This window comes from Nocardioides ginkgobilobae (genome assembly GCF_054781275.1).
The window spans coordinates 1-21,912 of the sequence record NZ_BAAGUS010000018.1 but is presented as its reverse complement, the minus strand read 5'-3'; the positions used below and the strand labels follow the sequence as shown (position 1 = coordinate 21,912).

The following is a 21,912-nucleotide window of genomic DNA, read 5'->3' as shown; positions in this document are numbered from 1 at the left end:
ATGGGTGAGGATGGCGCCATGACCCCTCCTGGGACCTGGTTCGCCTCACCCGCCGACGCCGCCGCGCGCCTGACGGCCACCGGCTACCTCGCCGACACCGCCACCGCCACCACGACCTTCCTGGCCGGGGCGCTCGAGAAGCCGCTGCTGCTGGAGGGGCCCGCGGGGGTCGGCAAGACCGAGCTGGCCAAGGCCGTGGCCCGCGCGACGGGCGCCGAGCTGGTGCGGCTGCAGTGCTACGAGGGGCTCGACGAGGCGCGCGCGCTCTACGAGTGGAACTACAAGAAGCAGCTGCTGCGCATCCAGTCCAGCCAGGGCCAGGAGTGGGACCAGACCCACGACGACATCTTCACCGACGAGTTCCTGCTCACCCGGCCGCTGCTCACCGCGATCCGGCGCGAAGAGCCGACCGTGCTGCTCATCGACGAGGTCGACAAGACCGACGTCGAGGTGGAGGGACTGCTGCTGGAGGTGCTCAGCGACTTCCAGGTCACCATCCCCGAGATGGGCACCGTCGCGGCGGTCCGCCGGCCGTACGTCGTGCTCACCTCCAACGCGACCCGCGAGCTCAGCGAGGCGGTCAAGCGCCGCTGCCTCTACCTGCACCTGGAGTACCCCGACGCCGAGCGCGAGCGCGAGATCGTCCTCTCCCAGGTGCCCGACCTCGAGGAGGCGGTGGCGACCCAGCTCGTCACCCTCATCGGCCGGCTCCGCGAGCTGGAGCTGAAGAAGGCCCCCTCGATCGCGGAGTCGGTCGACTGGGCCCGCACCCTGCTGGCGCTCGAGATCAAGGACCTCGACGACGCTGCGGTCTCCGCCACGCTCGGCGTGGTGCTCAAGCACGTCTCCGACACCGAGCGCGCGGTCAAGGAGCTGCGCCTGGCCCGCGCGTGACATGAGCCCCGACACCTCGCGGCACTCCGGCCTCCTCGACCGCCACATCGCCTTCCTCGAGGCGCTCCGCGCGGCGGGCCTGCCGGTCTCGCTGGCCGAGGACCTCGACGCGGTCGCGGTGCTGACCGCGCTGGACTGGTCGGACCGCCGCGTGGTCAAGGAGGGGTACGCCGCCGCCGTCGTCAAGCGGCACCAGTGGCGCCCGACCTTCGACGCGCTCTTCGACCTCTACTTCCCGCGGATGGTCGGTGAGGGCGCCGGCGGCCGGCTGGAGGAGTCGCTCGCCGCCGAGGGGGCGGAGAGCGGTGAGGGAGCCGAGGGTGCGGCAGTCGACGGCGAGCCGCGGACCGCGCGCGACAACGGGGCCGCCCTCCAGGAGTTCCGCGAGCGGCTCGAGGCAGCGCTGGTCGACGGCGACCAGGAGGCGCTGGACGCGCTCGCCGTGGAGATGGTCGCGCGGTTCGGCGCCATGCCCGGGCGTGGTCCGGGGCTGTCCAGCTGGTCGGCGTACACCGCCCTCCAGCGCGTGGCCCCCGGAGAGCTGGTCGAGCAGATCGTCGCCGGGCTGATGGCCGCCGGGCGGAGCGAGGAGGAGGCCGACCGGCTCGCGGCCCGCCGGGTCGGCGGCTTCACCCGCAGCGTGGAGTCCGACGCGCGCCGTCGGATCGGCGAGGAGAAGGGGCCCGACCACGTCGCCCAGGCGGCGCTGCGGCCCACGATCGACCGCCTCGACTTCCTGTCCATGCGGCGCAGCGACCTGGAGGAGATGCGCCGCGAGATCCAGCCGCTGGCCCGCCGGCTCGCCACCCGACTGACCCAGCAGCACCACGCCCACCGGCGCGGCCCGCTCGACTTCCGCCGCACGGTGCGCGCCTCGGTCTCCACCGGCGGCGTGCCGCTCACCACCCACCACAAGCCGAAGCGGCCCCACCGCAGCGAGCTGGTCGTGCTCTGCGACGTGAGCGGCTCGGTCGCGAACTTCGCGCAGTTCACCCTGCTGCTGGTCTTCGCCCTGCGCGACCAGTTCACCAAGGTCCGCGCCTTCACCTTCATCGACCACGTCCACGAGGTCACCCACCACTTCAAGCCCGGCGCCGACGTCGTCGACGTGATGGCCGACCTCGCCGCGAGCACCGCCCACGCCGCGCTGTGGGGCCGCACCAACTACGGCCGCGCCCTGACCACGTTCGCCGAGCGGCACGCCGACGCGATCGGCCCGCGCACCGCGCTGCTCGTCCTGGGCGACGCCCGCTCCAACTACTCCGACCTCAACATCGACGTGCTCGCCGACCTCGCGGGACAGTGCCGGCACGCCTGGTGGCTCAACCCCGAGCACCGCCGACACTGGGACACCGGCGACTCCGCGGCCTCCCGCTACGGCGAGGTGGTGCCGATGGTGGAGGTCCGCAACCTGACCCAGCTCGGGGAGTTCGTGCACCGCGCGCTCTGAGCCCCGCTCCACCGGCCCCGCGCGCTGCCCACCGGGCGAGACACGTCGTGACGGAGAGTCGCCCATGTCGTTGGGTACCTGAAGGTTGTTCAGGTTCCTGGGAGGTCCCGATGTCGCACCCCGTCCGCCGCGCACTCGTGTCGCTGGCCGGTCTCGTGCTCGCCGTGCCGCTGCTGGCCGGTGCCACAGGCCCCGTCGCCAGCGCTGACGAGGCGCCCGCGCGCGCCGACGACCTGCGCCGGGTGGTGTACGTCGGCAACAACTGGGACGGCACGGCCGACGTGCTCCTGCCGGGCTCGTTCCGTCGCGTCGGCCGGATCGACATCGTGCCGGACCGCGAGGAGCGGATGGCCGAGATCCAGCTCAACCCCTACCGCCTGGCCTACTTCCTGGCCATCCGCGAGCTGATCGGCGAGGGCAACGACCAGCTCGTCGACGACATGTACTCCTCCAACGACGGGCGGCTGCTCATCGTCTCCCGGCCCTCGTTCGCCGACGTCGTCGCGATCGAGCTGGCCACCGGCGAGATCGTGTGGCGCTTCGCCGTCGACGGGGTCCGCTCCGACCACATGGCCCTCTCGCCCGACGGTGAGACCGTCGTGGTCTCGGCCTCCACCGGCAACGTCGTGCACGCCCTCGACGTCGAGACCGGCGAGGAGGTGGGTCGCTTCCCGTCCGGGGGGTCCCCGCACGAGTCGGTCTACCTCGACGACGGGGAGACGATCCTGCACGCCTCGATCGGGCTGGTGTACACCCCGTTCGACAACGCCGTCCTCGACCCCACCAAGGGCGAGCGCGTGCTCCAGCTCGTCGACGCCGACACCTTCGAGGTCCAGCGCCGCTACGACCTCCGCGCCGCCCTGGACGAGGCCGGCCTCGAGGACGTCTCCACCGCGGTCCGCCCCCTCACGCACACCCCCGACGACGACACGTTCATCTTCCAGCTCTCCTTCTTCCACGGCTTCGTCGTGATGGACCGCGCGAGCGGTGAGATCACCGCGGTGAAGGAGCTGCCGGACCTGGTCCCGACCACGCCGCGCGAGCTCTACCTCCTCGACTCCGCCCACCACGGCATCTCGATGGACCCCACCGGCAAGCACATCTGCGTGGCCGGGACGATGTCGGACTACGCCACCGTCGTGGACTACCCGTCCATGGAGCGCTCGAAGCTGCTCAAGGGCGGCCTCAAGCCCTACTGGGTGACGCAGAGCTGGAACGGCAAGCACTGCTACATCTCGTGGTCGGGCTCCGACACGGTCTCGAAGATCTCCTACCGCACCGCGAAGATCGTCAAGACGACCGACGTCGGCTACCACCCGCAGCGGGTGCGCAACGGCTTCATCGAGCGCTCGGCACTGGCGGGCCTCTCCCGATAGACGCGGCCGCCGACAGGCCGTCACGGCTCCCGCACCACCTGGAGCAGCCGGCTGCTGACGGCGGTCCCGTCCGCAGGGTCGAGGAATCCAGCGCTGCGCAGCCCCGCGACCTGGGCCCGCACCGACGGGTGGTCGCTGGCGTCGACGAGGGAGGCGCCTTCGGCGTACGCCGCGAAGCCGTGCCGGTCCGCCAGCGCCTCCAGCCCACCCCGTCCCCCGCCGTCGTCGACCGGCCCGAAGGTCACCGTCACCTGCTCGACGCTGTCGGGGTTGGCACCCCCGTCGAGCAGGGGTACGACGTCGCCCCGGTGCTCCAGCGAAAGCACCTGGCTCCCCGCGGGGACCCCGGGGAGCCAGCCGGTCGGGGACCCGAGCGTGACCGCGTGGCGGATCGACAGCCCGTGCTCGTCGGCCCGGGCCAGCAGGGCGGCGGCCACCATCCCGCCCTGGCTGTGCCCGACGACGAGCACCGGCTCCTCGCCGACCCCGGCGTCCACCAACGCCTCGAGCACGCCGTCGGTGACGTCGTCGGGGACGCCCCCGACCAGGGCGAGGTTGGCGCCCATGTCCCGCACGTCCCCGTCACGGGTCCACGGCAGGGTCGTCATGTCGTCGGTGCCGGGCAGCAGCAGCACGTGCCGCCGCGCCCCGTCGGTGGTGGTGAGGGTCTGCAACTCGACGGTGCCGTTGCGCGCGGGGGCGTCGGGCGGGCTGAGGGCGCTGAGCTGGCGCAGGTGCTCGACGAGGTCCCGGACGCTGCGCGGGGCGGTGTGCGAGGCCGGCACCGCCACCCCGGGCACCGGTCGCACGACGGGGCTGCCGTCGGGGTAGAGCCGGGCCAGCGCCCCGGCCACCGGCGGCACCCATCCCGGGGCGCTCACGAGGACCGGGCCCAGCGGCAGCAGCAGCCGGTCCAGGCCCGCGGCGGCGAGGCGGTCGGCATCGAGGAGGAGGCCCGCGGTCGTGCGCAGCGCCGCGGCGTCGACCTCCCAGGCCAGGGACTCCACCCCCACGCCGTCCGGTCCGGCCGTGGCCGCCAGGACCTGGGCCTCGGCAGCGGCGAGCGTCACGGGGGAGAGCAGTCCGGAGGCGAGCAGGTCGGGGTCCACCAGCACGGCCGCCCCTCGGGCCGCCCAGCCACGCATCCGCTCGGCCGCCTCGTCGCACTCCCACGCCAGTGCGAGCAGCTCGCGGTGCACCGCCGCGACCCCGGCGACGCCACCGGAGACCTCGAGCCCGTCGTCATCGGGCGTGTCGGACCGGCTCACGACAGCCTCCGCGTCACGGCCGCCACCAGGGCACCCGGGTCGAGGTCGGGCCAGGCGGGGGAGCCCCGGTCGGGGAGCAGGTCGGGCACCAGCTCCCGGACCCGTTCCACGCCGCCGGCCACGAGCCCGCCGAGCACGTCCTCGGCCCGGGCGAGCACCGCCAGCCGGTGCTCCACCTCGGCAGCGTGCCGGTGCATGGCGTCGGCGGCGTCGTCGTGCCGGACGGCGCAGACGGCCAGGTCGTCCAGCCGCTCCCGGGCGAGCGCGTGGGCCGCGTCGGCGGCCCGGCCGCTCCAGCGGGTGGCGGCGATCGCGGCGACCAGCCGCCGGCCCTGCGCGCGCACCTCCTCGCCCTGCTCGGTCAGGGTGCGCGCCAGCGCACGGATCGCGTCGGGATCGCCGTACATCTGCAGCCTCCAGGAGGTGGGGTGCCTCGAGGGTGCTCGGCGCCCGGCCTGCGTGGGGGCGCGCGACGACCGGCTGTGGCCCGCGCCGCTCCGGAGGGGTCGGTGGACGACAGGCGGGCCGCGCGCGGCCCGGCCCCAACCTCGAGTGTCGGCCCCGCCCGGGACCGACGTCAGCGCCGGACCAGTCCGGGGGCCGCCCGGCGCCGCAGTGCGCCGCGACCGCGTCGAGTCCCTGGACTCACATCCCCAGGTAGCCGGCCAGCCGCTCCAGGCCGACCTCGACGTCCGAGGTCGGTCCGGCGAAGCTGAACCGGATCGACCGGCCGCCGTCGACGGTGTCGAAGTCGATGCCCGGGGCGACGGCGACGCCGGTGCGGGCCAGCAGGTCGTGGGCGAGGGCCATCGAGTCGTCGGTGAGGTGGCCGACGTCGGCGTAGGCGTAGAACGCGCCGTCCGCCGGCGCGAGCCGCGTGATGCCCAGGGAGGACAGCCCGTCCAGCAGGAGGCGCCGGTTGCCGGCGTACCGCGCGACGTGCCCGTCGAGCTCGGCGTAGGAGTCGTCCGTGAACGCCGCGAGGCACGCCCGCTGGGCGAGGACCGGCGGGCAGATCGTGAAGTTGCCGGTGAGCACGTCGACGGCCCGGCGCAGCCGGGGCGGCACCAGCATCCAGCCGATCCGCCAACCGGTCATCGAGAAGTACTTGCTGAAGCTGGCGAAGACGATCGCCTCGCGGCTGGTCTCCCACGCCGAGCGCGCCAGCCGCGGCTCACCGTCGAGCGGGGCGTACTCGATGCCGTGGTAGATCTCGTCGGAGATCAGCTGCACACCGTGCTCCTCGCACCAGCGCGCCAGCGCGGCGAGCTCCTCGGGCAGCAGCATCGTGCCGGTCGGGTTGGCGGGGCTGGCCACCACCAGGCCCTGGAGGCCGGGGATCGCCGCCACCTGCTCGACGCTCGGCTGGAACCGGGTCTCGGGACCGGTCGCGATCTCGACGACCTCGCAGCCCAGCGCGGTGAGCACGTTGCGGTAGCAGGGGTAGCCGGGTCGGGCCATCGCCACCTTGTCGCCCGGCTCGAAGGCGGCGAGGAAGGCGAGCAGGAAGCCGCCGCTCGACCCGGTGGTGGTGACGACGTCGTCGGGGTCCACCTCGATCCCGTGCGTACGCCGGTGGTGGGCCGCGATCGCCTCGCGCAGCTCCAGGATGCCGACGCTGGGGGTGTAGCCCAGCGGGTCGCCGCTGCGCAGCAGCCGGACCGCCTCCTCGGCCACCGGCGCCGGGGCCCCCGTGCTCGGCTGCCCGGCCACCATGTTGACCAGGTCGCCGTGGCTGCGCTGGCGCCTCGTCGCCGCCTCCAGCAGGTCCATCACGTGGAAGGGCGGGACGTTCGCCCGGCTCGCCACCCTCCAGCGGCTGCCCGGGTCCTGCGGCGCTGCGGTCATGGGGCGAGCCTAGGTGGGTGCGCTGCCGGTCTGGGCGCCGTGGGTCGAGCAGCCCGAGCGCCAGCGAGGGCGTCGTCGAGACCGCGTACGCCGACAAGCCTGCCCCGGCCACAGCGATCCGGCCCCACGACCGTGGGTGGTGGTCACCGCCCAGAGTCACCTTGCGCGGTCTCGACGACGGCTCGCTGGCGCTCGCCTGCTCGACCAGCCTGCGGCGTCAGGCCGGAGCGACCGCCCCCGCGGCGACGGCCGCCGCGTGCCGCCCGGCCCGCCGCCCGAAGAACGAGCCCTCGCCCAGCTGGGTGCCCGAGCAGTAGCCCTTGCCGTCCTGGGCGAGGTTGGAGGCGCAGGCGCCGGCGGCGTACAGCCCGGGGATGACCGAGCCGTCGGGGCGCTGGGCGCGGCCGTCGACGTCGACGCGGATGCCGCCGAGGGTGAACCCGGCGTACAGCGCCTTGCCCAGCCGCAGGTCGAAGGCGGCCCAGGGGCCGGTGTCCTGCGGGGCCAGCCACTCCGGCGACTTGTGGAAGTCGGGGTCCTCGCCGCGGGCGGCGTGCTCGTTGTAGCGGGCCAGGGTCGCCGCGACCGAGCCGGCCGGCAGCGAGAGCGCCGTCTCGAGCTCCTCGATGGTGTCGTAGGCGTCGATGATCGGGACCAGCATCGAGTAGCTGGCCAGCTCGCCGTGCTCGCTGTCGACGATGAGGTAGGCCTCGGAGCCGGGCTGCTCCATCACGTGCTGGGAGGTGCGCGAGTGGTAGGAGTCCTCGGCCACGAACCGCTCGCCGCGGTTGTTGACCAGGATGCCGGTGAGCAGGACCGACGGCGGGTACATCGGCGCGGTGATGAACGGCTCGTCCATGTGCTTGAGCTCCGCGCCGACCGAGCGGCCCATCCGGATGCCCAGTCCGTCGTCGTACGTCGAGCCGAGGGTGAACAGCTTCGAGCCGAGCGCCGGGGTGTGCTCGGCGACCATGTCGGGGTTCATTACGAAGCCGCCGGCGGCCAGGACGACCGAGCCGGCGCGGACCGTGCCCGTGCGCTCGAAGGAGCGCCAGGCGACGCCGACGACCGCGCCGCCGCCCTCGGGGGAGTCGTCGACGACCAGGTTGGTCACGCCGGTCTCGTAGCGCACCTCGGCGCCGGCCTCGGCCAGCCGCTCCTTGAGCAGGTCCATCACGATCCGGGTGCCCTCGGTGTCCCCGGGCACCGGCACCTTGTGCCCGCGCGGGGCGGGGACGGCCTGCTCCTTGTAGGGCCAGACCTTCTCGTTGCCGGTGAACATCAGGCCCTGGGTGCCGGGCTGGATGACGGCCTTCTCCGGGTAGTAGGAGCGCTCGAACTCGAAGCCGAGCGCCTCGAGCCAGCCGAAGTGCTCGACCGAGCCGTCGCAGTAGGCGCGGATCTTGTCGTGCTCGGGCTCCTTCGAGGCCGCGACGAGGTACTTGTACATCTCCTCGGGGGTGTCCTCGTGGCCCGTGGCCTGCTGCACCGGCGTACCGCCGCCGAGGTAGAAGTGGCCGCCCGACATCGAGGAGGTGCCGCCGTGCACGGCGGCCTTCTCCAGCAGCAGCACCCGGGCGCCGGCGCGGGCCGCCTCGAGGGCCGCGCAGCCGCCGGCGATGCCGAACCCGACCACGACCAGGTCGTACGTCTCCGCCCCGTCGAGGACGGACGCGGGCAGGACGTCGGGGACGGTGGTGCCGGGGGTCTCGCTCATGTCCCAAATCTAGAACAAGTTCCAATTTTCTGGAACCGGCGACCGGACGGCTGTCCAGGTGCGTGCCGACGATAGGCTCGGGCTCCGGGCCGGACCCCGCGGGGACAGGGGAGCGATGACCTTCGACGTGCAGGCGCTCGACGAGTTCGTGCTGGTGGGATCGGTCGTCACGCTGCTGGCCATCCTCGCCGTGCGGCTCTCCTCGCGCGCGGGCCTGCCGTCGCTGCTGGTCTACCTGCTCATGGGCGCAGCGTTGGGGGAGTCCGGCTTCGGCATCGGCTTCGAGGACGCCGAGCTCGCCCACGCCCTGGGGTTCGCCGCCCTGGCGGTCATCCTCGCCGAGGGCGGGTTGACCTCGAACTGGCGCGAGCTGCGCCCCTCGATGGCGCTCGGCGTCTCGCTCGCCACCATCGGCGTCGCCGTCTCGACGGCCCTGGTGGCCGGCTTCGGGCACCTCGTGCTCGGCCTGCCGTGGGAGCTCGCCGTCCTGCTCGCGGCGGTGCTCGCCCCCACCGACGCCGCCGCGGTCTTCTCGGTCCTGCGGGTGGTCCCGCTGCCCGGCCGGGTGCGCGGGGCGCTGGAGGCCGAGTCCGGCCTCAACGACGCCCCCACCGTCGTGCTCGTCACGCTCATCGCCTCCGGCGCGGTCGGCGAGCACCCGCCAGCCCTCGTGGGCGCGATCATCGCGGGCGAGCTGGCGCTCGGTGTGGCGTGCGGACTGGCCGCCGGCTTCGGCGGCGCCTGGGTCATGCGTCGCGCCGCTCTCCCGACGGCCGGCCTCTACCCGCTCGCCGTCCTCTCCCTGACCTTCCTCGGGTACGGCGGCGCGACCGCGCTGCACGGGTCCGGCTTCGCCGCGGTGTACGTCGCCGGGCTGGTGCTCGGCAGCGCCGACCTGCCGCACCGGGCCGCCACCCGCTCCTTCGCCGAGGGCGTCGCGTGGCTGGCCCAGATCGGGCTCTTCGTCATGCTCGGGCTGCTGCTCTCCCCGGGACGGATCACGCTCGAGACCGTCGGGCTCGCGCTCGCGGTCGTGCTGGTGCTGACCGTCGTGGCCCGGCCGGCCTCCGTGGGGCTCAGCGCGCTCGTGCGGCCGATGCCGTGGAACGAGCTCGCGTTCGTGTCCTGGGCGGGCCTGCGCGGTGCCGTGCCCGTGGTGCTGGCGACCATCCCGCTCTCGGAGGGCGTGGACGGGGCGGAGCGGCTCTTCGACCTGGTCTTCGTCGTCATCGTGGTCGACACCCTCCTGACCGGCCCGACCCTGCCCTGGGCGGCCCGGGTGCTGCGGGTCGCCTCGAGGTCCGAACCCCGTGACCTCGACGTGGAGGCGGCACCGCTGGAGCGGGTCGCGGCCGACCTCCTCCAGGTCACGATCAGTCCCCGCTCGCGGCTGCACGGGGTCGAGGTGGGCGAGCTGCGGCTGCCGCACGGTGCCTCGGTGTCGTTGGTGATCCGGGGTGACCAGACCCTCGTGCCCGAGCGCCGCACCGCGCTGCGCGCCGGCGACGACCTGCTGGTCGTCACCCCCCGCAAGCAGCGCGAGGCGACCGAGCGCCGGCTGCGGGAGGTCAGCCGCGGTGGCCGGTTGGCGCAGTGGCTGGGTCCCGAGGCGCGGGGGTCGCGCGGCCGCTGAGGCGGCCGGGTCGCCGGGGGCCGCTCAGGGGGCGCAGACCGACCCGTCCTGGCGGGCCGTGATCGAGGTCCGCCCCTCGCGCAGCTCGCGGAAGTCGTTGCCGACCACGACCACGACCCCCGGTGCGTTGATCTCGATGTCGACCACCGGCGCGGGCTGCGGGAGCGCGCTGCGCACCAGCTCGACCGCGGGGTCGCGGCGGTCGGCAGCCCAGATCTGCACCTTCGCGACCTCGGTGCCGGTCGGTGCGTTCCCGCTGCTGCCCTCCCGGAACCCGCGCTCCACGAAGCCGTCCATCACCTCGCCCGCGAGCCCCTCACGGTTGCCGGCGTTGAGGATCGAGACCTCCACCTGGGAGCTGTCCAGGCGCTCGCCCGCCACCACGGTGAACGGCTCGCAGGCGCCCTGGTCGTCCTCGGAGCCGGGGAGCGGGGCGGTGGCCGAGGACCAGCCCCACACGAGCATGAGCAGGAGCAGGACGCCGAGCACGCCCAGGGTCAGCGCCGAGCGCAGCGTGGCGGGGAGGGCGGGGCCGGCCGGCTCGGTCATGGCTGCACCGTGCCCCGCGGCGTGTGCTCGAACACCCGCGCGTGCACCACGGGCCGCTGCTGCAGGGCCGCGCGCAGTGCCCGGTGCAGGCCGTCCTCGAGGTAGAGCTCGCCGTCCCACGAGACGACGTGGGCGAACAGGTCGCCGTAGAACGTGGAGTCGTCGTCGAGCAGGGCGCCGAGGAAGAGCGTGTCCTTCGTGGTCACCAGCTCGTCGAGGCGGACCTGGCGCGGCGGCAGGGCGGCCCAGTCGCGGGACGAGAGCCCGTGCTCGGGGTAGGGGCGCCCCTCGCCCACGCGCTTGAAGATCACGGCCGCAACTCTAGACGGGACCGGCGGCACCCCTGCGGGTCGTCTTCACCTGCGCAGGGGTGCCGCCGTCGTACGTCGTGGGCCGGGCGCTCACGCGCTCCAGCGCACCGAGTCGTCGACGAAGTCGGCGAGGGCGTGGACCCCGCGCAGGTCGTCGCGGGCCTCCATGAGGGCGGTGAGCTTCTGCGCGTGCTTGAGACGGAGGGCGGCGCGCTGCTCGGCCGTCTTGTCCGACATGGCGGAGAGGGCTGCGGTGACGTGGGTGCTGTCGGCCATCGGGGACTCCTGTGGGTGGGGAGGACTGGAGCCCTCACCTTGCGCCGCCAAGATCGCCGGACGGTTGACGGGCGGTTACATCCGTGTTCCGCGGGCTGTGACCTGGGTTACTGTGCCGTCGTGAGCGAAACTGGAACAGGTTCTACTCCTGCGACCGTCGGTGACTGGCGCGACCACGAGGACGTCAAGCAGCTGAAGTACCGCTACCTGCGCACCCTCGACACCAAGGCCTGGGACGAGTTCGAGGCGTGCTTCCTGCCCGAGGCCACCGCCGACTACAACGGGCTGGTCTTCGCCGACCGGGCCGCCCTGGTCGACTACATGCGCACCAACCTCGGCGAGGGCCTGGTGACCCTGCACCAGGTGCACCACCCCGAGATCAGCATCGACGGCGACACCGCGACCGCCCGGTGGTACCTCCAGGACAAGGTGGTCGTCGCGGCCTTCGGCTTCATGCTCGAGGGCGCGGCGTTCTACGAGGACCGCTACCAGCGCACCCCCGACGGCTGGCGGGTCGCCCACACCGGCTACCGCCGCACCTACGAGGCGACCTTCAACCTCGCCGACCTCCCCGGCTTCGCGATCAAGGGCCCGGGCGAGCACACGCACGTCTGAGGGTGGTGGGGCGGTGGGCGTGTGGCGTGGCGGCCTCCCGGGGGCGCCCCCTTCGTCGCAACCACCCTGCTCGTTCGTCCCTCACGAGCAGGGGGCCAGGCCCGTCCACGCTCCTCCGGGGGCGCCCCCGTCCGGCCGCCACGCCACACGCCGGTCGGGGGCGACCGGTCAGCCTCAGATCGTCGGCTCGCTCCAGGCCGTCTGCACGACCTCGATGCCGCGGTCGCGGGTGATGAGCCGGCCGCGGCCGGGGGGCAGGGGGGTCGGGCGCAGGTTGCCCAGGAGCGGGCCCTCGTCGGGGCTGCCCGACATGAGCAGGCCCGGCATGGCCAGGTCGCGCAGCGTCTGGATGACCGGCTCGTAGAGCGCGCGCGAGGCGCCACCGGAGCGGCGGGTCACCACGACGTGCAGGCCGACGTCGCGGGCCTGGGCCAGCAGCGGCTGGAGCACGGCGACCGGGGAGCTCTGCTGGGTGGCGACCAGGTCGTAGTCGTCGACGAGCAGGAACACCTCCGCGCCCTGCCACCACGAGCGGTTGCGCAGCTGGTCGGGGGTCACGTTCGGGCCGGGGATGCGCTGCTCGAGGTAGGCCGCGACGTCCTTGAGCGCGGGCGTCGCCTGCTGCGCGGAGGTGAGGTAGTTGAGGAGGTACTCCTCGGGCACCTCGCCCAGCAGCGAGCGGCGGTAGTCGACCAGGATGATCTGCGCCTCCTGCGGGCTGCGGGTGCGCATCACCTCCTGGGCGTAGGTGCGCAGCAGGCCGCTCTTGCCCGACTGGCCGTCACCGAGCACCAGCAGGTGCGGCTCGGCGTCGGGGTCGAGGCCGACGGGGGCCAGGTCCTTCTCGTTGATGCCGAGCAGCAGCCGCCCACCGGGGCGCGGCGCGGAGGCGTCGACCTGCTCGGGCACCCGCGCGAGGCGGCGTACGTCGGCGAGGTCGATGCGGTCCGGCAGCAACCGCAGCTTGGGGCCGGCCGGGCCGCGCCAGGCGCGCGTGACGGCGTCGACGAGACCCTCCACGCCCTCACCGAGCGACTCGGCGTCGGCGCGGCCGTCGATGCGTGGCAGCGCGCCGAGGAAGTGCAGCTTGGCCTGGACCAGGCCGCGTCCGGGGCGGCCGGTCGGGACGAGTGCGGCCATCTTGCGGTCGATCTCGGAGTCGATGTGGTCGCCGAGCCGCAGCTCGAGCCGGGTGCCGAAGACGTCGCGCATGGCGGCGCGGAAGTCCGACCAGCGCGCGGCACCGGCGACGACGTGCAGGCCGAAGGTGAGGCCGCGGCCGGCGAGCTGCTGGATCTCCAGCTCCAGGTCGTCGAAGTCCGCGCGCAGGGTCGACCAACCGTCGACGACGAGGAAGACGTCGCCGTACCCGTCGTCGGCGCGGCCCTGGCGGCGCCGCGCGCGGTAGGTCTCGATCGAGTCGATGCCCTGGGCGCGGAAGTAGGCCTCGCGGCGGTCGACGATGCCGGTGACCTCGGCGACGATCCGGCGCACGACGTCGGGCTCGGAGCGGGTGCCGACCCCGGCGACGTGCGGGAAGGTCGACATCGGCGCGAAGGCGCCGCCGCCGAAGTCGAGGACGAAGAACTGCGACTCCGCCGGCGTGGTCACCAGCGAGGCGCTGGTCAGGATCGTGCGCAGCAGCGTCGACTTGCCGCTGCGGGGACCGCCCACCACGGCGACGTGGCCGGCGGCGCCGGACAGGTCGACCGACAGGGTGTCGCGGCGCTGCTCGCGCGGGCGGTCGACGGTGCCGAGCGGCACGGTGAGACCGCCGAGCTCGCGCCACGACGGGGAGACCAGCCCGAGCTCGGGGTCCTCGACCAGGTCGCCGAAGAGGCCGTCGAGGGTGTCGGGGACGTCCAGCGGGGGCAGCCAGACCTGGTGCGCCGCCGGGCCGTGACCCTGCATCCGGCGCACGGCGATGTCGAGCAGCGAGGGCTGGTTGCCGACCTCCGCGGCCGGGCTGGGCGTCGGTGCCTGCTCGACCTCCGGCTCGGGCTCGAGGGTCTGCACCGCGGAGATCGTGAACGGCAGGATGCCCTGCACGTGGCCGCCCTCGTCGCGACGCACGCGCGAGCGCCCGCTCGGCGGCCCGGAGACGTACGCCGCCTTGAACCGCTGCATGGTGGTCGGATCAGGCTTGAGGTACCCCAGGCCGGGCACGGCCGGCAGCTCGTAGGCGTCGGGGACCCCGAGGACCGCCCGGGACTCCTGGGCGCTGAAGGTGCGCAGGCCGACCCGGTAGGACAGGTGCGACTCGAGCCCGCGCAGCCGGCCCTCCTCCAGGCGCTGGCTGGCCAGCAGCAGGTGCAGGCCCAGCGAGCGGCCGAGGCGGCCGATGGCCACGAACAGGTCGATGAACTCCGGCTTGGCGCTGAGCATCTCGGAGAACTCGTCGACCACGATGAACAGCGACGGCATCGGCTCGAGGTCCTCCCCGGCCGCCCGCGCCTTCTCGTAGTCGCGGATCGAGGCGAAGTTGCCGGCCTCGCGCAGCAGCTCCTGGCGGCGCACCATCTCACCGGACAGGGCGTCCTGCATGCGGTCGACGAGGGTGAGCTCCTGCGACAGGTTCGTGATGACCGCGGAGACGTGCGGCATCTCCGACATGCCGGCGAAGGTCGCGCCGCCCTTGAAGTCGACGAGCACCATGTTGAGCTGCTCGGGGGAGTGCGTCATCGCCAGCCCGAGCACGAGCGTGCGCAGGAACTCCGACTTGCCCGAGCCGGTCGCGCCGATCACCAGGCCGTGCGGACCCATGCCCTGCTGGGCGGATTCCTTGATGTCCAGGTGCACCAGGCCGCCGCCGTCGCCGACGCCGATCGGCACCCGCAGGCGGTCGCGGGCCGGGCGGGTGCGCCAGGCGGCGTCGGGGTCCAGCACGTGCACGTCGCCCAGGCCGAGGACCTCCATGAAGTCGGTCGGCCCGGTGATCTCCGAGCTCGGTGCGGCGTCGATGGCGCCCGCCGAGACGGTGTGCAGGGCGGTGAGCCGGCGGGCGAAGGCCTCGGCGGTGGCGAGGTCGCACTGGTCGCCCTTGGCCCGGATCGCGGGCTCGCGGACCCGCACCGCCTCCAGCGGCACCAGGTGGTCGGACGCTTCCTCGGCCAGCAGCGCCAGCCGCAGCCGGCTGGCGTCCTCCAGCTCGTCCCAGCGCGCCGGCAGGTCGAGCACCGTGACGCCGTGCAGCCCGTCGGGCGGGACGACGTGGTTGCCGGGCGGCAGGGTCGCGCCGTCGAGGACCAGCAGCACGTGGGGCGTGGCGGGGCGCTCGTCGGCGCCGAAGCGGGGCCGGTCGGCCAGGTCGGGCGGCAGCAGGTCGGCGAGCTCGTCGAGGGAGGTCGAGACCATCCGGCGCGGGCCGACCGCGTCGGACTCCTGCGGGCTGTGGCTGTGCGGCAGCCACTTGACCCAGTCCCAGTGCGCGAGCTGGCGCTCGCCCGCGAGCACCGCGACGACGAGGTGCTCGGGGGACTGGAAGGCCGTGGCGGAGCAGAGCAGCGCCCGCGCCAGCGAGCGGGCCGTCTCCTCCGGGCCGCACACCTCGATCCGGTCGAAGGCGCGCAGGTCGACCGAGGCCGGCAGGTCGGGCTGGTTGCGGTGGACGACGAGGAGGCGGTGCAGCGCCGAGGCGGCGGCTGGGTCGACCTGGTCGATGGGAGCGCTCTCGGGCGGGACCAGGCGCAGCGCGAGCTCCTGGTGGCACACGCCGTACCGCACGTGCAGGAACTCCGCGTCGGTCGAGGTGCGCTCCCAGAGCCGGCTGCGCTCCTCGGCCAGCGCCGGGAGCGAGGTCGGGTCGGGGTGCTGCCAGGTGAGCGCCTGGCGCTGCTGGGCGGCGGCGTCGCGGGCGACCGCGCGGACCGTCGCGAGGTAGCGGAGGTACTCGGTGCGCGAGCCGGTGACCGACTGCGCGCGCTGCTTCCGCTGCCGGTCGATCTGGACGACGATGAAGCCGAGCGTGGCGAAGAGGAACATGCCCGCGGCGATGTAGGAGCGGCCGCCCCCGCCGCCCGCCCCGGCCCCCATCGAGGCGACGAGCACGATCGAGCCCAGGCTGCCGAGCATCGGGATGGCGTTCATCAGCACGCCGGCGGCGCCCTCGGACTGGTCGAGCTCGGGGGGCGCCTGCAGCTTGATCTCCCCGCTCGGCATCTCGGGTGCCTCGGGGCGCTGTCCGCGCAGGGTCGTCGTCACGGCGGGCGACTACCCTCCCCCCGCCCGGGTGAAACCGCCTCGGGCCGGTGGTCAGTACCTCCTGCGGGCGCCCCCGGGCGCCGGCCGCACGCGGGCCGTGCGGCATCCCGGTGCAGACCGGTGGCGCCGGGCGGTGTCGAGCGCCGCGTGGTGGGGAAGGGAGGTGCCGTGGCGGCAAGGACAGGGACCGGCGACGTCGTCGCGCTCAGCGTGCACGGCCCCGGCGGGGTCGTGGACCTCGTCGTCCCGTCGATGGCCACCGCCGCCGACGTCGCGCAGGAGTACGCCGCGCAGGTGGGCCTTCCCGTGGTGCCCTCGCTCGGCACCACGACCGGTCTCGCGCTCCAGCCCGCCCTGCCGCTGGCCGACGCCGGGGTCAGTCCCGGGTCGCTGCTCGTGGTGGTGCCCGACACCGTCCCCGGGCTCCCCGCCGGGGAGGCCCGGCCCCCCGGCCGCACCGCCGACGGCGGCCCCTGGCTGGCTGCCCTGCTCGTGGTCGCGGGAGCGCTCGCCCTGCTCGCGGGCTGGTCGGCCGCCACCGCGACCGGCGCCGCTCGCGACGCCACGGTCGTCGTCCTCGTCGTGGGCGCCCTCCTGGCCGCGCTGCCGGTCGGTCGGTGGGCCGCCGCGCGGGCCCTGGTCGCCCCGGCGTACGCCGGCGCCGCGGCGTACGCCGTCGTCTGGGACCCCGCGCCGGAACGGCTGCCCACCGTGCTCGGTGTCGCCGCGCTGGTCTCCGCGGTGGCCGCCGCGACCGCGCGGGCCCTGGCCCCGCACGGGTCGGAGCTGCTGCGCGTCTGGACGGTCGTGGGCCTCGGCTTCTTCCTCGTGACCATGGGCGGCGCGCTCGTGGGCGCAGGCTCCCAGCTGGTGTGGGCGGTGCTGCTGGTGCTGGCGATGCTGGCGCCAAGGTTCGTGCCCGGCTTCGCCGTCGACGTCCCCGACCAGATGCTGATCGACGTCGAGCGACTCGCGGTCACCGCCTGGTCGGCGCGCGAGCGACCCACCGGACGTCGAGGCCGCACGGTCGTGGCCCCGGCCACCGTGCGCGCGGTCGCGGCGCGGGGTGCCCGCACCGTGACCGCCGCCTCGGCCGGCGTGCTGGTGGTGCTGCTCCTCGCCGCGCCGGGCGTGCTGTCCTCGGTCGACGAGCCGGCCGACGTGGTCGGCGCGCGCCTGCTCGTGCTGCTCTCCGGCGGCGCGGTCCTGCTGGCCGCCCGCAGCTACCGCCACCGGTTGGCCCGCGTCCTGCTGCGCGTGGGCGGGCTGGCCTGCTGGGCGGCGCTGCTGCTCGACCTCGCCCCGACGCTCGCCGAGGGGTCGGGCTGGTGGCTCGCCCTGGGTGCCGTGGGCGTCGGCGTCCTCTTGGTCCTCGCGGCCGTCGCGACCGGGCGCGGGTGGCGTTCGGCGTGGTGGTCGCGCCGGGCCGAGGTGCTCGAGGGACTGACCGCGGCACTGGCCCTGGCCTGTCTCGTCCCGGCCAGCGGCCTGTTCCGGCACCTGTGGGAGAACATCCCCGACGTGTGAGTCCCGGGCCTGGCTCACGCCCGGTCCACGCCCGGGAACGCGCCCAGGACGACGCCGGGTCCCCAACGGGGGGTCGGTCGTCCACAGCCCCGAATCCATCGTGGTTTAGCGGGTAAAGCCGGGGGTACACGCCTGCTCGTCCAGCACGAGCCGGTCCCACGGGGGTCGGACCGGCTGACGGACCCAGACACACACGACATCTCGGGCGACCTGGTCGTCTCCGAGGAAGGAGCAGGGCCATGGCAGCACCCGACTACGGCCAGGGCGAGAAGACCCTGACCCGCGCCGCCGGACTGGTGGCGGACGCCAAGGCGGAGTTCGACGGCATCTCCAAGACGCTGATGAACAACGTCGAAGCGCTGCGCAGCCAGTGGGGCGGCCAGGGCTCGACCTCGTTCCAGGCGCTCGCGATGGCGTGGAACGAGAAGCAGCAGAAGATCGTCAACGCGCTCAACGAGTTCGAGCAGAACCTCATCACGACCGAGAAGGACAACGTGTCGACCGACGACGCGCAGCAGTCCTCGATGACCGCCCTCCAGAACTCGCTGGGCGCCCTGCCCAACGGTCGCTGAGACAGGACAGGAGACAGACATGTTCGACGGCATCAGCGTCAACCACGGTGGCCTGGACATCGGCGCCACCGACCTCGCCAACGGGGTCAAGGCCATCGAGGACCGGATGAACCGCCTCGAGGACGACCTCAAGGAGCTCAAGGGCGCCGGCTGGTCCGGAAGCGCCCAGCAGGCCTACACCCAGGCCAAGGCCCAGTGGGACCAGGCGATCCACGAGATGAAGGACCTGCTGGCCCGCACCAGCGTCGCCGTCTCGACGGCCAACCAGGACTACCGCTCGGCCGACCAGCGCGGCGCCGCCCTCTTCGGGGGCTGAGCCTCACCCTCGGGGCCACCTGCGCACCTCGGCCCGTCCTCCCGGTCCAGACCGGGGGGACGGGCCGCTCTCGCGTGGGTAGGACCCACGCGTCCCCCGCACCCCGTCGCCCCCGTCCCCCGCACCGTCCTGGAGGGAACCCCCGATGACCACCGCGCCCCCCAGCGCCGCAGGAACCCCGTCCGTGGCCTCCGGCCTGGTCCGGGTCACCGTCGCCTCCGGCAGCCGCCGGGTCGACCTGGTCCTGCCCGGGGCGGTGCCCGTGGCCGAGCTGGTCCCCGAGCTGGCCCGCAGCGTCGGGCTGCTCGACGCGCTGACCGTCCACGGCGGATACGCCGTCACGACCGCCGAGGGCCGCCGGCTCTCCGGCGACGTGGGCCTGCTCGTCCAGGGCGTGGAGGACGGCGGGCTGCTGACCGTGACGGCCGGTGTCGACGAGGAGCCGCCGCGGGTCTACGACGACGTCGTGGAGGCGATGACCGACGTCGTGGAGCGCGACCTGCGCCCGTGGTCGCCCGCCTCCGGCCGGCGTACGGCCCTGGTCGCCGCCGGCCTGCTGCTCGTCCTGGGGGCGGGCAGCCTGCTGCTGCAGACCGACTCCGCGCTCGCGGGCACCGCCGCCGTGGTCGTCGCCGCGGCGCTGCTCGGCGGCTCGGTCGTGCTCTCACGCGTGCAGGGCGAGCGTGACGCCGCGGTCGCCGTGGCCTGGACGTCCGGGTTGTACGCCTCGGTAGCCGGTCTGCTCCTCGCGCCCGAGGGCGACCTGTTCGGCCTGCCGGTCGCGATGGCCGGCCTGGGTGCCCTCGCGTCGGGCCTGCTCGCGCTGCTGGCTGTCGGGGAGGGTCGTGCCCTGGTGCTGCCGCCGGCGATCGTGGGCGCCGTCTTCCTGGTCAGCGGCCTGCTCCTCGACGGCACCGGGGCCGAGCCCGCGCGCGTGCTGGTCGGGCTTCTGGTCCTGCTTGTCGTGTGCGGCAGCGTCTTCCCCTGGCTCGCCCTGGGCGTCACCGGTCGCAACGTCGAGCAGGTCTACTCCGTCACCGACATCACCGCCGACCCCGAGGAGATCGACCCCGCCGAGGTCGGCAGCGACGCCCGGCTGGCCCACGAGATCCTGGTCTCGATCGGCGCCACCGTCGGCCTGCTGCTCGTGGCGGTCGCGCCGCTGGCGGTCGGGGCGGGGCTGGCCGGGACGCTGCTGGCCGTCGTCTGCGCGCTGGTCCTGATGCTGCGCACCCGGCAGTACCGCACCGGCACAGAGGTGCTCGTCGGGCTGGTGAGCGGGCTGCTCGGGCTGGTGTCGGTCGCGGTGTCGCTGCTGTGGCTGCACCCCGACTGGCGACCCACCACCGCCGTCGTGCTGGCGGCCACCGGCGGGATCCTGCTCGCGGCCACCCTCGTGCCGTCGGCCCCTTCGGTGCGCCGGGCCCGCCTGGGCGACGTGGCCGAGACCGCGGCGCTGGTCTCCCTGCTGCCGCTCGCGGTCCTCGCGACCGGGCTCTTCGACGCGATCAGCGGCTGAGGCGGGGCATGGCCACCAAGCGCGACCTCGTCGAGGCGCACTCCTTCTCCCGCCGTCGGCTCGTCACCGCCTTCGTCTCCGGTGCCCCCGGCGGCCGCGAGGTCGAGCCCGCGCGGCCCGGCCGCAGCATCGTCGGCGGCGCGGCCCTGTCGGTGCTGCTCATCGCCGGGGCCGCGGTGACCGGCGTCTTCTCCGACCGCCCCGACAGCGACTGGGACGCCCCGGGTCTGGTCATCAGCAAGGAGCAGGGCGCGGCGTACGTCATCCTCGAGGACGAGGAGGAGACCGGCGAGCCGCCCGAGCTGCGCCCGGTCATCAACATCACCTCCGCCCAGCTGATCCTGGGCGCCGAGGGCCTCGAGCCGCGGATCGTCTCCCAGGAGACCATCGAGACCCGCCCCCTCGGCGAGGACATCGGCATCCTCAACGCCCCCGCGAGCCTGCCCGCGACCAGCGACCTCGTCGACTCCGGCTGGACCGCCTGCACCGGCCCGGACCGCGGCCTGACCGTGCGGGTCTCCTCGCAGGTGGGCGTGACGCCGACCCAGGGCACCGAGGCCGCCCTGGTCGAGGTCAAGGGGCCCGGAGCGGGCCTGTGGCTGGTGGCCACCGTCCCCGAGAGCACGCTGGGTCCGGCGCAGGCCTACCGCTACGCCGTCCCCGACGAGGACTCCGACCAGACCGAGGCCTTCCTGCGCGCCGTCGGCCTCAACGGCACCGCGGGTGCGGTGAAGGTGCCGCGGGAGTGGCTGGACCTCTTCCCGCGCGGCGGTGACCTCGACGCGGCCGCGTTCGACCTCGACGACCTCGGCGAGCCGGCACCCGGCCAGCCCGACGGGATCCGCGTCGGCGACTACACCCGCTCCGACTCCGGCACCGGCTTCCTGGTCGACGACACCGGAGCGCTGCAGCCGCTGTCCGCCTTCGCCCTCGCCCTGTGGAGCAACCTCGACGTCTCCGCGGGGGGTCGGGGCGGCCGCCCGCCCCGGGAGCGCGACGGGCTCGACGGGGGCGCGGCCTCCGAGGGGTACGCCGCTGCGCGCTGGCCCCAGGACCTGCTCTCCGCCGTGCCCGGCCAGACGTGCGCGCTGCTGGACGCCGCCGCCGACCGGTCTCCGCTGGTGCAGCTGGCCACCTCGCCCGACGAGGACAGTTCCGCGGACCGCGTGCTCGACCCGTCGCAGCGCTTGGTCGACGTGGACCCCGGCGCCGGGGCCTACGTCGTGAGCGGGGACTTCGAGGGTCTGGCCACCGACACCGTGGTGGACGGCGAGCTCGCGGGCAGCCGGTTCGTGGTCGACCAGAAGGGCCGGGCCAACGCCCTCGTCGGCGCGGACACCCCCGAGCTCCTCGGGTACGGCGCGTACGCCGCCCCACTGGTCCCGAGCACCTGGCTGGACCTCTTCGACGCCGGGGTGGCGCTGTCGCAGGAGGCGGCGCTGTGCCCGCCGCAGCCCGAGGGCGCGGAGCCGACGTGCGGCTGAGCCCCGCCGGCTCCGGTCGGGACCCCGGTGTCTCGTCGGGTGGTCGGGCAGCGAGCGCCGGCGAGCTTCGTCGAGACCGCGGTGTCGCACTGGCCGGTCGAGCAGCGAGCGCCGGCGAGGGTGATCGAGACCGCTGTGTCGCACTGGCCGGTCGAGCAGCGAGCGCCGGCGAGCGTCGTCGAGACCGGGTGACCAGCTCGTGGGCGGTGACCACGGTCCTCGGCATCGCCCTAGGTGTACTGACCACGGACGTTAGGTACGGCGTGCCTGCTGGACGATGACGAAGACCTCCGGGTGAGGTGTGAAGCGACCAAGCATCCACTCGCTCACGAAACTCCGGAGGTCTTCGTGTCTCAC

At 74.2% G+C, this 21,912-nt stretch carries 18 protein-coding genes; 10 read left to right on the top strand and 8 right to left on the bottom strand.

Annotation, left to right across the window (positions count from 1 at the left end):
- The first annotated feature begins 18 nt into the window (after nucleotides 1-18).
- The 3 genes from ACYVID_RS15285 to ACYVID_RS15275 all read left to right on the top strand — a co-directional run bounded on the left by ACYVID_RS15285 (nucleotide 19) and on the right by ACYVID_RS15275 (nucleotide 3,720).
- The gene (locus tag ACYVID_RS15285; protein ID WP_460738469.1) at nucleotides 19-894 is read left to right on the top strand and encodes an AAA family ATPase; all 876 of its coding nucleotides are present in this window, start codon (nucleotides 19-21) and stop codon (nucleotides 892-894) included.
- A 1-nt stretch (nucleotide 895) separates the two neighbouring features.
- Nucleotides 896-2,344, top strand: coding sequence for a vWA domain-containing protein (locus ACYVID_RS15280; RefSeq protein ID WP_460738467.1), 1,449 nt, complete (start codon nucleotides 896-898; stop codon nucleotides 2,342-2,344).
- A gap of 110 nt (nucleotides 2,345-2,454) precedes the next feature.
- Entirely contained in the window at nucleotides 2,455-3,720 is a 1,266-nt protein-coding gene (locus ACYVID_RS15275) for a YncE family protein (RefSeq protein WP_460738465.1), read from the top strand.
- 20 nt (nucleotides 3,721-3,740) lie between these two features.
- Here the strand turns inward: ACYVID_RS15275 and ACYVID_RS15270 are convergent, their stop codons facing one another.
- From ACYVID_RS15270 to ACYVID_RS15255, 4 genes are all read right to left on the bottom strand, one after another.
- Nucleotides 3,741-4,988 (bottom strand): alpha/beta hydrolase family protein, encoded by a 1,248-nt coding sequence (locus ACYVID_RS15270; protein ID WP_460738463.1) that lies wholly within the window; start codon nucleotides 4,986-4,988, stop codon nucleotides 3,741-3,743.
- The gene (locus ACYVID_RS15265; protein WP_460738461.1) at nucleotides 4,985-5,395 is read right to left on the bottom strand and encodes a hypothetical protein; all 411 of its coding nucleotides are present in this window, start codon (nucleotides 5,393-5,395) and stop codon (nucleotides 4,985-4,987) included. The genes ACYVID_RS15270 and ACYVID_RS15265 overlap by 4 nt, the downstream gene beginning before the upstream one ends.
- Nucleotides 5,396-5,633: 238 nt before the next feature.
- Nucleotides 5,634-6,836: a pyridoxal phosphate-dependent aminotransferase gene (locus ACYVID_RS15260; protein WP_460738459.1), complete on the bottom strand. Its 1,203-nt coding sequence runs from the start codon at nucleotides 6,834-6,836 to the stop codon at nucleotides 5,634-5,636.
- Nucleotides 6,837-7,053: 217 nt separating this feature from the next.
- Nucleotides 7,054-8,553: an FAD-binding protein gene (locus ACYVID_RS15255; protein ID WP_460738457.1), complete on the bottom strand. Its 1,500-nt coding sequence runs from the start codon at nucleotides 8,551-8,553 to the stop codon at nucleotides 7,054-7,056.
- Nucleotides 8,554-8,668: 115 nt separating this feature from the next.
- Between ACYVID_RS15255 and ACYVID_RS15250 the strand changes: the two genes are divergently transcribed.
- Nucleotides 8,669-10,186 carry a potassium/proton antiporter gene (locus ACYVID_RS15250; protein ID WP_460738455.1) on the top strand — a complete coding sequence of 506 codons (1,518 nt, stop codon included), beginning with the start codon at nucleotides 8,669-8,671 and terminating at the stop codon, nucleotides 10,184-10,186.
- Between the two features lie 24 nt (nucleotides 10,187-10,210).
- Here the strand turns inward: ACYVID_RS15250 and ACYVID_RS15245 are convergent, their stop codons facing one another.
- The 3 genes from ACYVID_RS15245 to ACYVID_RS15235 all read right to left on the bottom strand — a co-directional run bounded on the left by ACYVID_RS15245 (nucleotide 10,211) and on the right by ACYVID_RS15235 (nucleotide 11,322).
- Nucleotides 10,211-10,735, bottom strand: coding sequence for a LytR C-terminal domain-containing protein (locus ACYVID_RS15245; protein ID WP_460738453.1), 525 nt, complete (start codon nucleotides 10,733-10,735; stop codon nucleotides 10,211-10,213).
- Nucleotides 10,732-11,046 carry a type II toxin-antitoxin system VapB family antitoxin gene (locus tag ACYVID_RS15240; RefSeq protein WP_460738451.1) on the bottom strand — a complete coding sequence of 105 codons (315 nt, stop codon included), beginning with the start codon at nucleotides 11,044-11,046 and terminating at the stop codon, nucleotides 10,732-10,734. Before ACYVID_RS15240 ends, ACYVID_RS15245 begins: the two co-directional genes overlap by 4 nt.
- Before the next feature lie 90 nt (nucleotides 11,047-11,136).
- Nucleotides 11,137-11,322: a hypothetical protein gene (locus ACYVID_RS15235; protein ID WP_460738449.1), complete on the bottom strand. Its 186-nt coding sequence runs from the start codon at nucleotides 11,320-11,322 to the stop codon at nucleotides 11,137-11,139.
- 120 nt (nucleotides 11,323-11,442) lie between these two features.
- On the opposite strand from ACYVID_RS15235, the gene ACYVID_RS15230 reads away from it, so the two are divergent.
- On the top strand, nucleotides 11,443-11,937 hold the full coding sequence (locus ACYVID_RS15230; protein ID WP_460738447.1) for a nuclear transport factor 2 family protein: 495 nt from the start codon (nucleotides 11,443-11,445) through the stop codon (nucleotides 11,935-11,937).
- A 174-nt stretch (nucleotides 11,938-12,111) separates the two neighbouring features.
- Here ACYVID_RS15230 and eccCa read toward each other — a convergent pair whose 3' ends face one another.
- On the bottom strand, nucleotides 12,112-16,137 hold the full coding sequence (eccCa, locus tag ACYVID_RS15225; RefSeq protein WP_460738446.1) for a type VII secretion protein EccCa: 4,026 nt from the start codon (nucleotides 16,135-16,137) through the stop codon (nucleotides 12,112-12,114).
- A 168-nt stretch (nucleotides 16,138-16,305) separates the two neighbouring features.
- Between eccCa and ACYVID_RS15220 the strand changes: the two genes are divergently transcribed.
- The 5 genes from ACYVID_RS15220 to eccB all read left to right on the top strand — a co-directional run bounded on the left by ACYVID_RS15220 (nucleotide 16,306) and on the right by eccB (nucleotide 21,555).
- Complete coding sequence (locus ACYVID_RS15220; protein WP_460738444.1) at nucleotides 16,306-17,664, top strand: hypothetical protein; 1,359 nt, start codon at nucleotides 16,306-16,308, stop codon at nucleotides 17,662-17,664.
- Nucleotides 17,665-17,903: 239 nt separating this feature from the next.
- Nucleotides 17,904-18,236: a WXG100 family type VII secretion target gene (locus ACYVID_RS15215; RefSeq protein WP_300645519.1), complete on the top strand. Its 333-nt coding sequence runs from the start codon at nucleotides 17,904-17,906 to the stop codon at nucleotides 18,234-18,236.
- 19 nt (nucleotides 18,237-18,255) lie between these two features.
- A complete protein-coding gene (locus ACYVID_RS15210; RefSeq protein ID WP_300645517.1) occupies nucleotides 18,256-18,552 on the top strand; it encodes a WXG100 family type VII secretion target in 297 nt (98 codons plus the stop codon).
- A 145-nt stretch (nucleotides 18,553-18,697) separates the two neighbouring features.
- Complete coding sequence (gene eccD / locus ACYVID_RS15205) at nucleotides 18,698-20,071, top strand: type VII secretion integral membrane protein EccD (protein WP_460738441.1); 1,374 nt, start codon at nucleotides 18,698-18,700, stop codon at nucleotides 20,069-20,071.
- Between the two features lie 8 nt (nucleotides 20,072-20,079).
- Complete coding sequence (gene eccB, locus ACYVID_RS15200) at nucleotides 20,080-21,555, top strand: type VII secretion protein EccB (RefSeq protein WP_460738439.1); 1,476 nt, start codon at nucleotides 20,080-20,082, stop codon at nucleotides 21,553-21,555.
- Nucleotides 21,556-21,912 lie beyond the last annotated feature (357 nt).

What these genes read in the sequence shown, in the direction of transcription:
- ACYVID_RS15245 (WP_460738453.1), bottom strand. Translation starts at nt 10,735, where the DNA reads ATGACCGAGCCGGCCGGCCCCGCCCTCCCCGCCACGCTGCGCTCGGCG.
- ACYVID_RS15215 (WP_300645519.1), top strand. Translation starts at nt 17,904, where the DNA reads ATGGCAGCACCCGACTACGGCCAGGGCGAGAAGACCCTGACCCGCGCC.
- ACYVID_RS15250 (WP_460738455.1), top strand. Translation starts at nt 8,669, where the DNA reads ATGACCTTCGACGTGCAGGCGCTCGACGAGTTCGTGCTGGTGGGATCG.
- ACYVID_RS15260 (WP_460738459.1), bottom strand. Translation starts at nt 6,836, where the DNA reads ATGACCGCAGCGCCGCAGGACCCGGGCAGCCGCTGGAGGGTGGCGAGC.
- ACYVID_RS15235 (WP_460738449.1), bottom strand. Translation starts at nt 11,322, where the DNA reads ATGGCCGACAGCACCCACGTCACCGCAGCCCTCTCCGCCATGTCGGAC.
- ACYVID_RS15275 (WP_460738465.1), top strand. Translation starts at nt 2,455, where the DNA reads ATGTCGCACCCCGTCCGCCGCGCACTCGTGTCGCTGGCCGGTCTCGTG.
- ACYVID_RS15280 (WP_460738467.1), top strand. Translation starts at nt 896, where the DNA reads ATGAGCCCCGACACCTCGCGGCACTCCGGCCTCCTCGACCGCCACATC.
- eccB (WP_460738439.1), top strand. Translation starts at nt 20,080, where the DNA reads ATGGCCACCAAGCGCGACCTCGTCGAGGCGCACTCCTTCTCCCGCCGT.
- ACYVID_RS15265 (WP_460738461.1), bottom strand. Translation starts at nt 5,395, where the DNA reads ATGTACGGCGATCCCGACGCGATCCGTGCGCTGGCGCGCACCCTGACC.
- ACYVID_RS15255 (WP_460738457.1), bottom strand. Translation starts at nt 8,553, where the DNA reads ATGAGCGAGACCCCCGGCACCACCGTCCCCGACGTCCTGCCCGCGTCC.
- ACYVID_RS15210 (WP_300645517.1), top strand. Translation starts at nt 18,256, where the DNA reads ATGTTCGACGGCATCAGCGTCAACCACGGTGGCCTGGACATCGGCGCC.
- ACYVID_RS15285 (WP_460738469.1), top strand. Translation starts at nt 19, where the DNA reads ATGACCCCTCCTGGGACCTGGTTCGCCTCACCCGCCGACGCCGCCGCG.
- eccD (WP_460738441.1), top strand. Translation starts at nt 18,698, where the DNA reads ATGACCACCGCGCCCCCCAGCGCCGCAGGAACCCCGTCCGTGGCCTCC.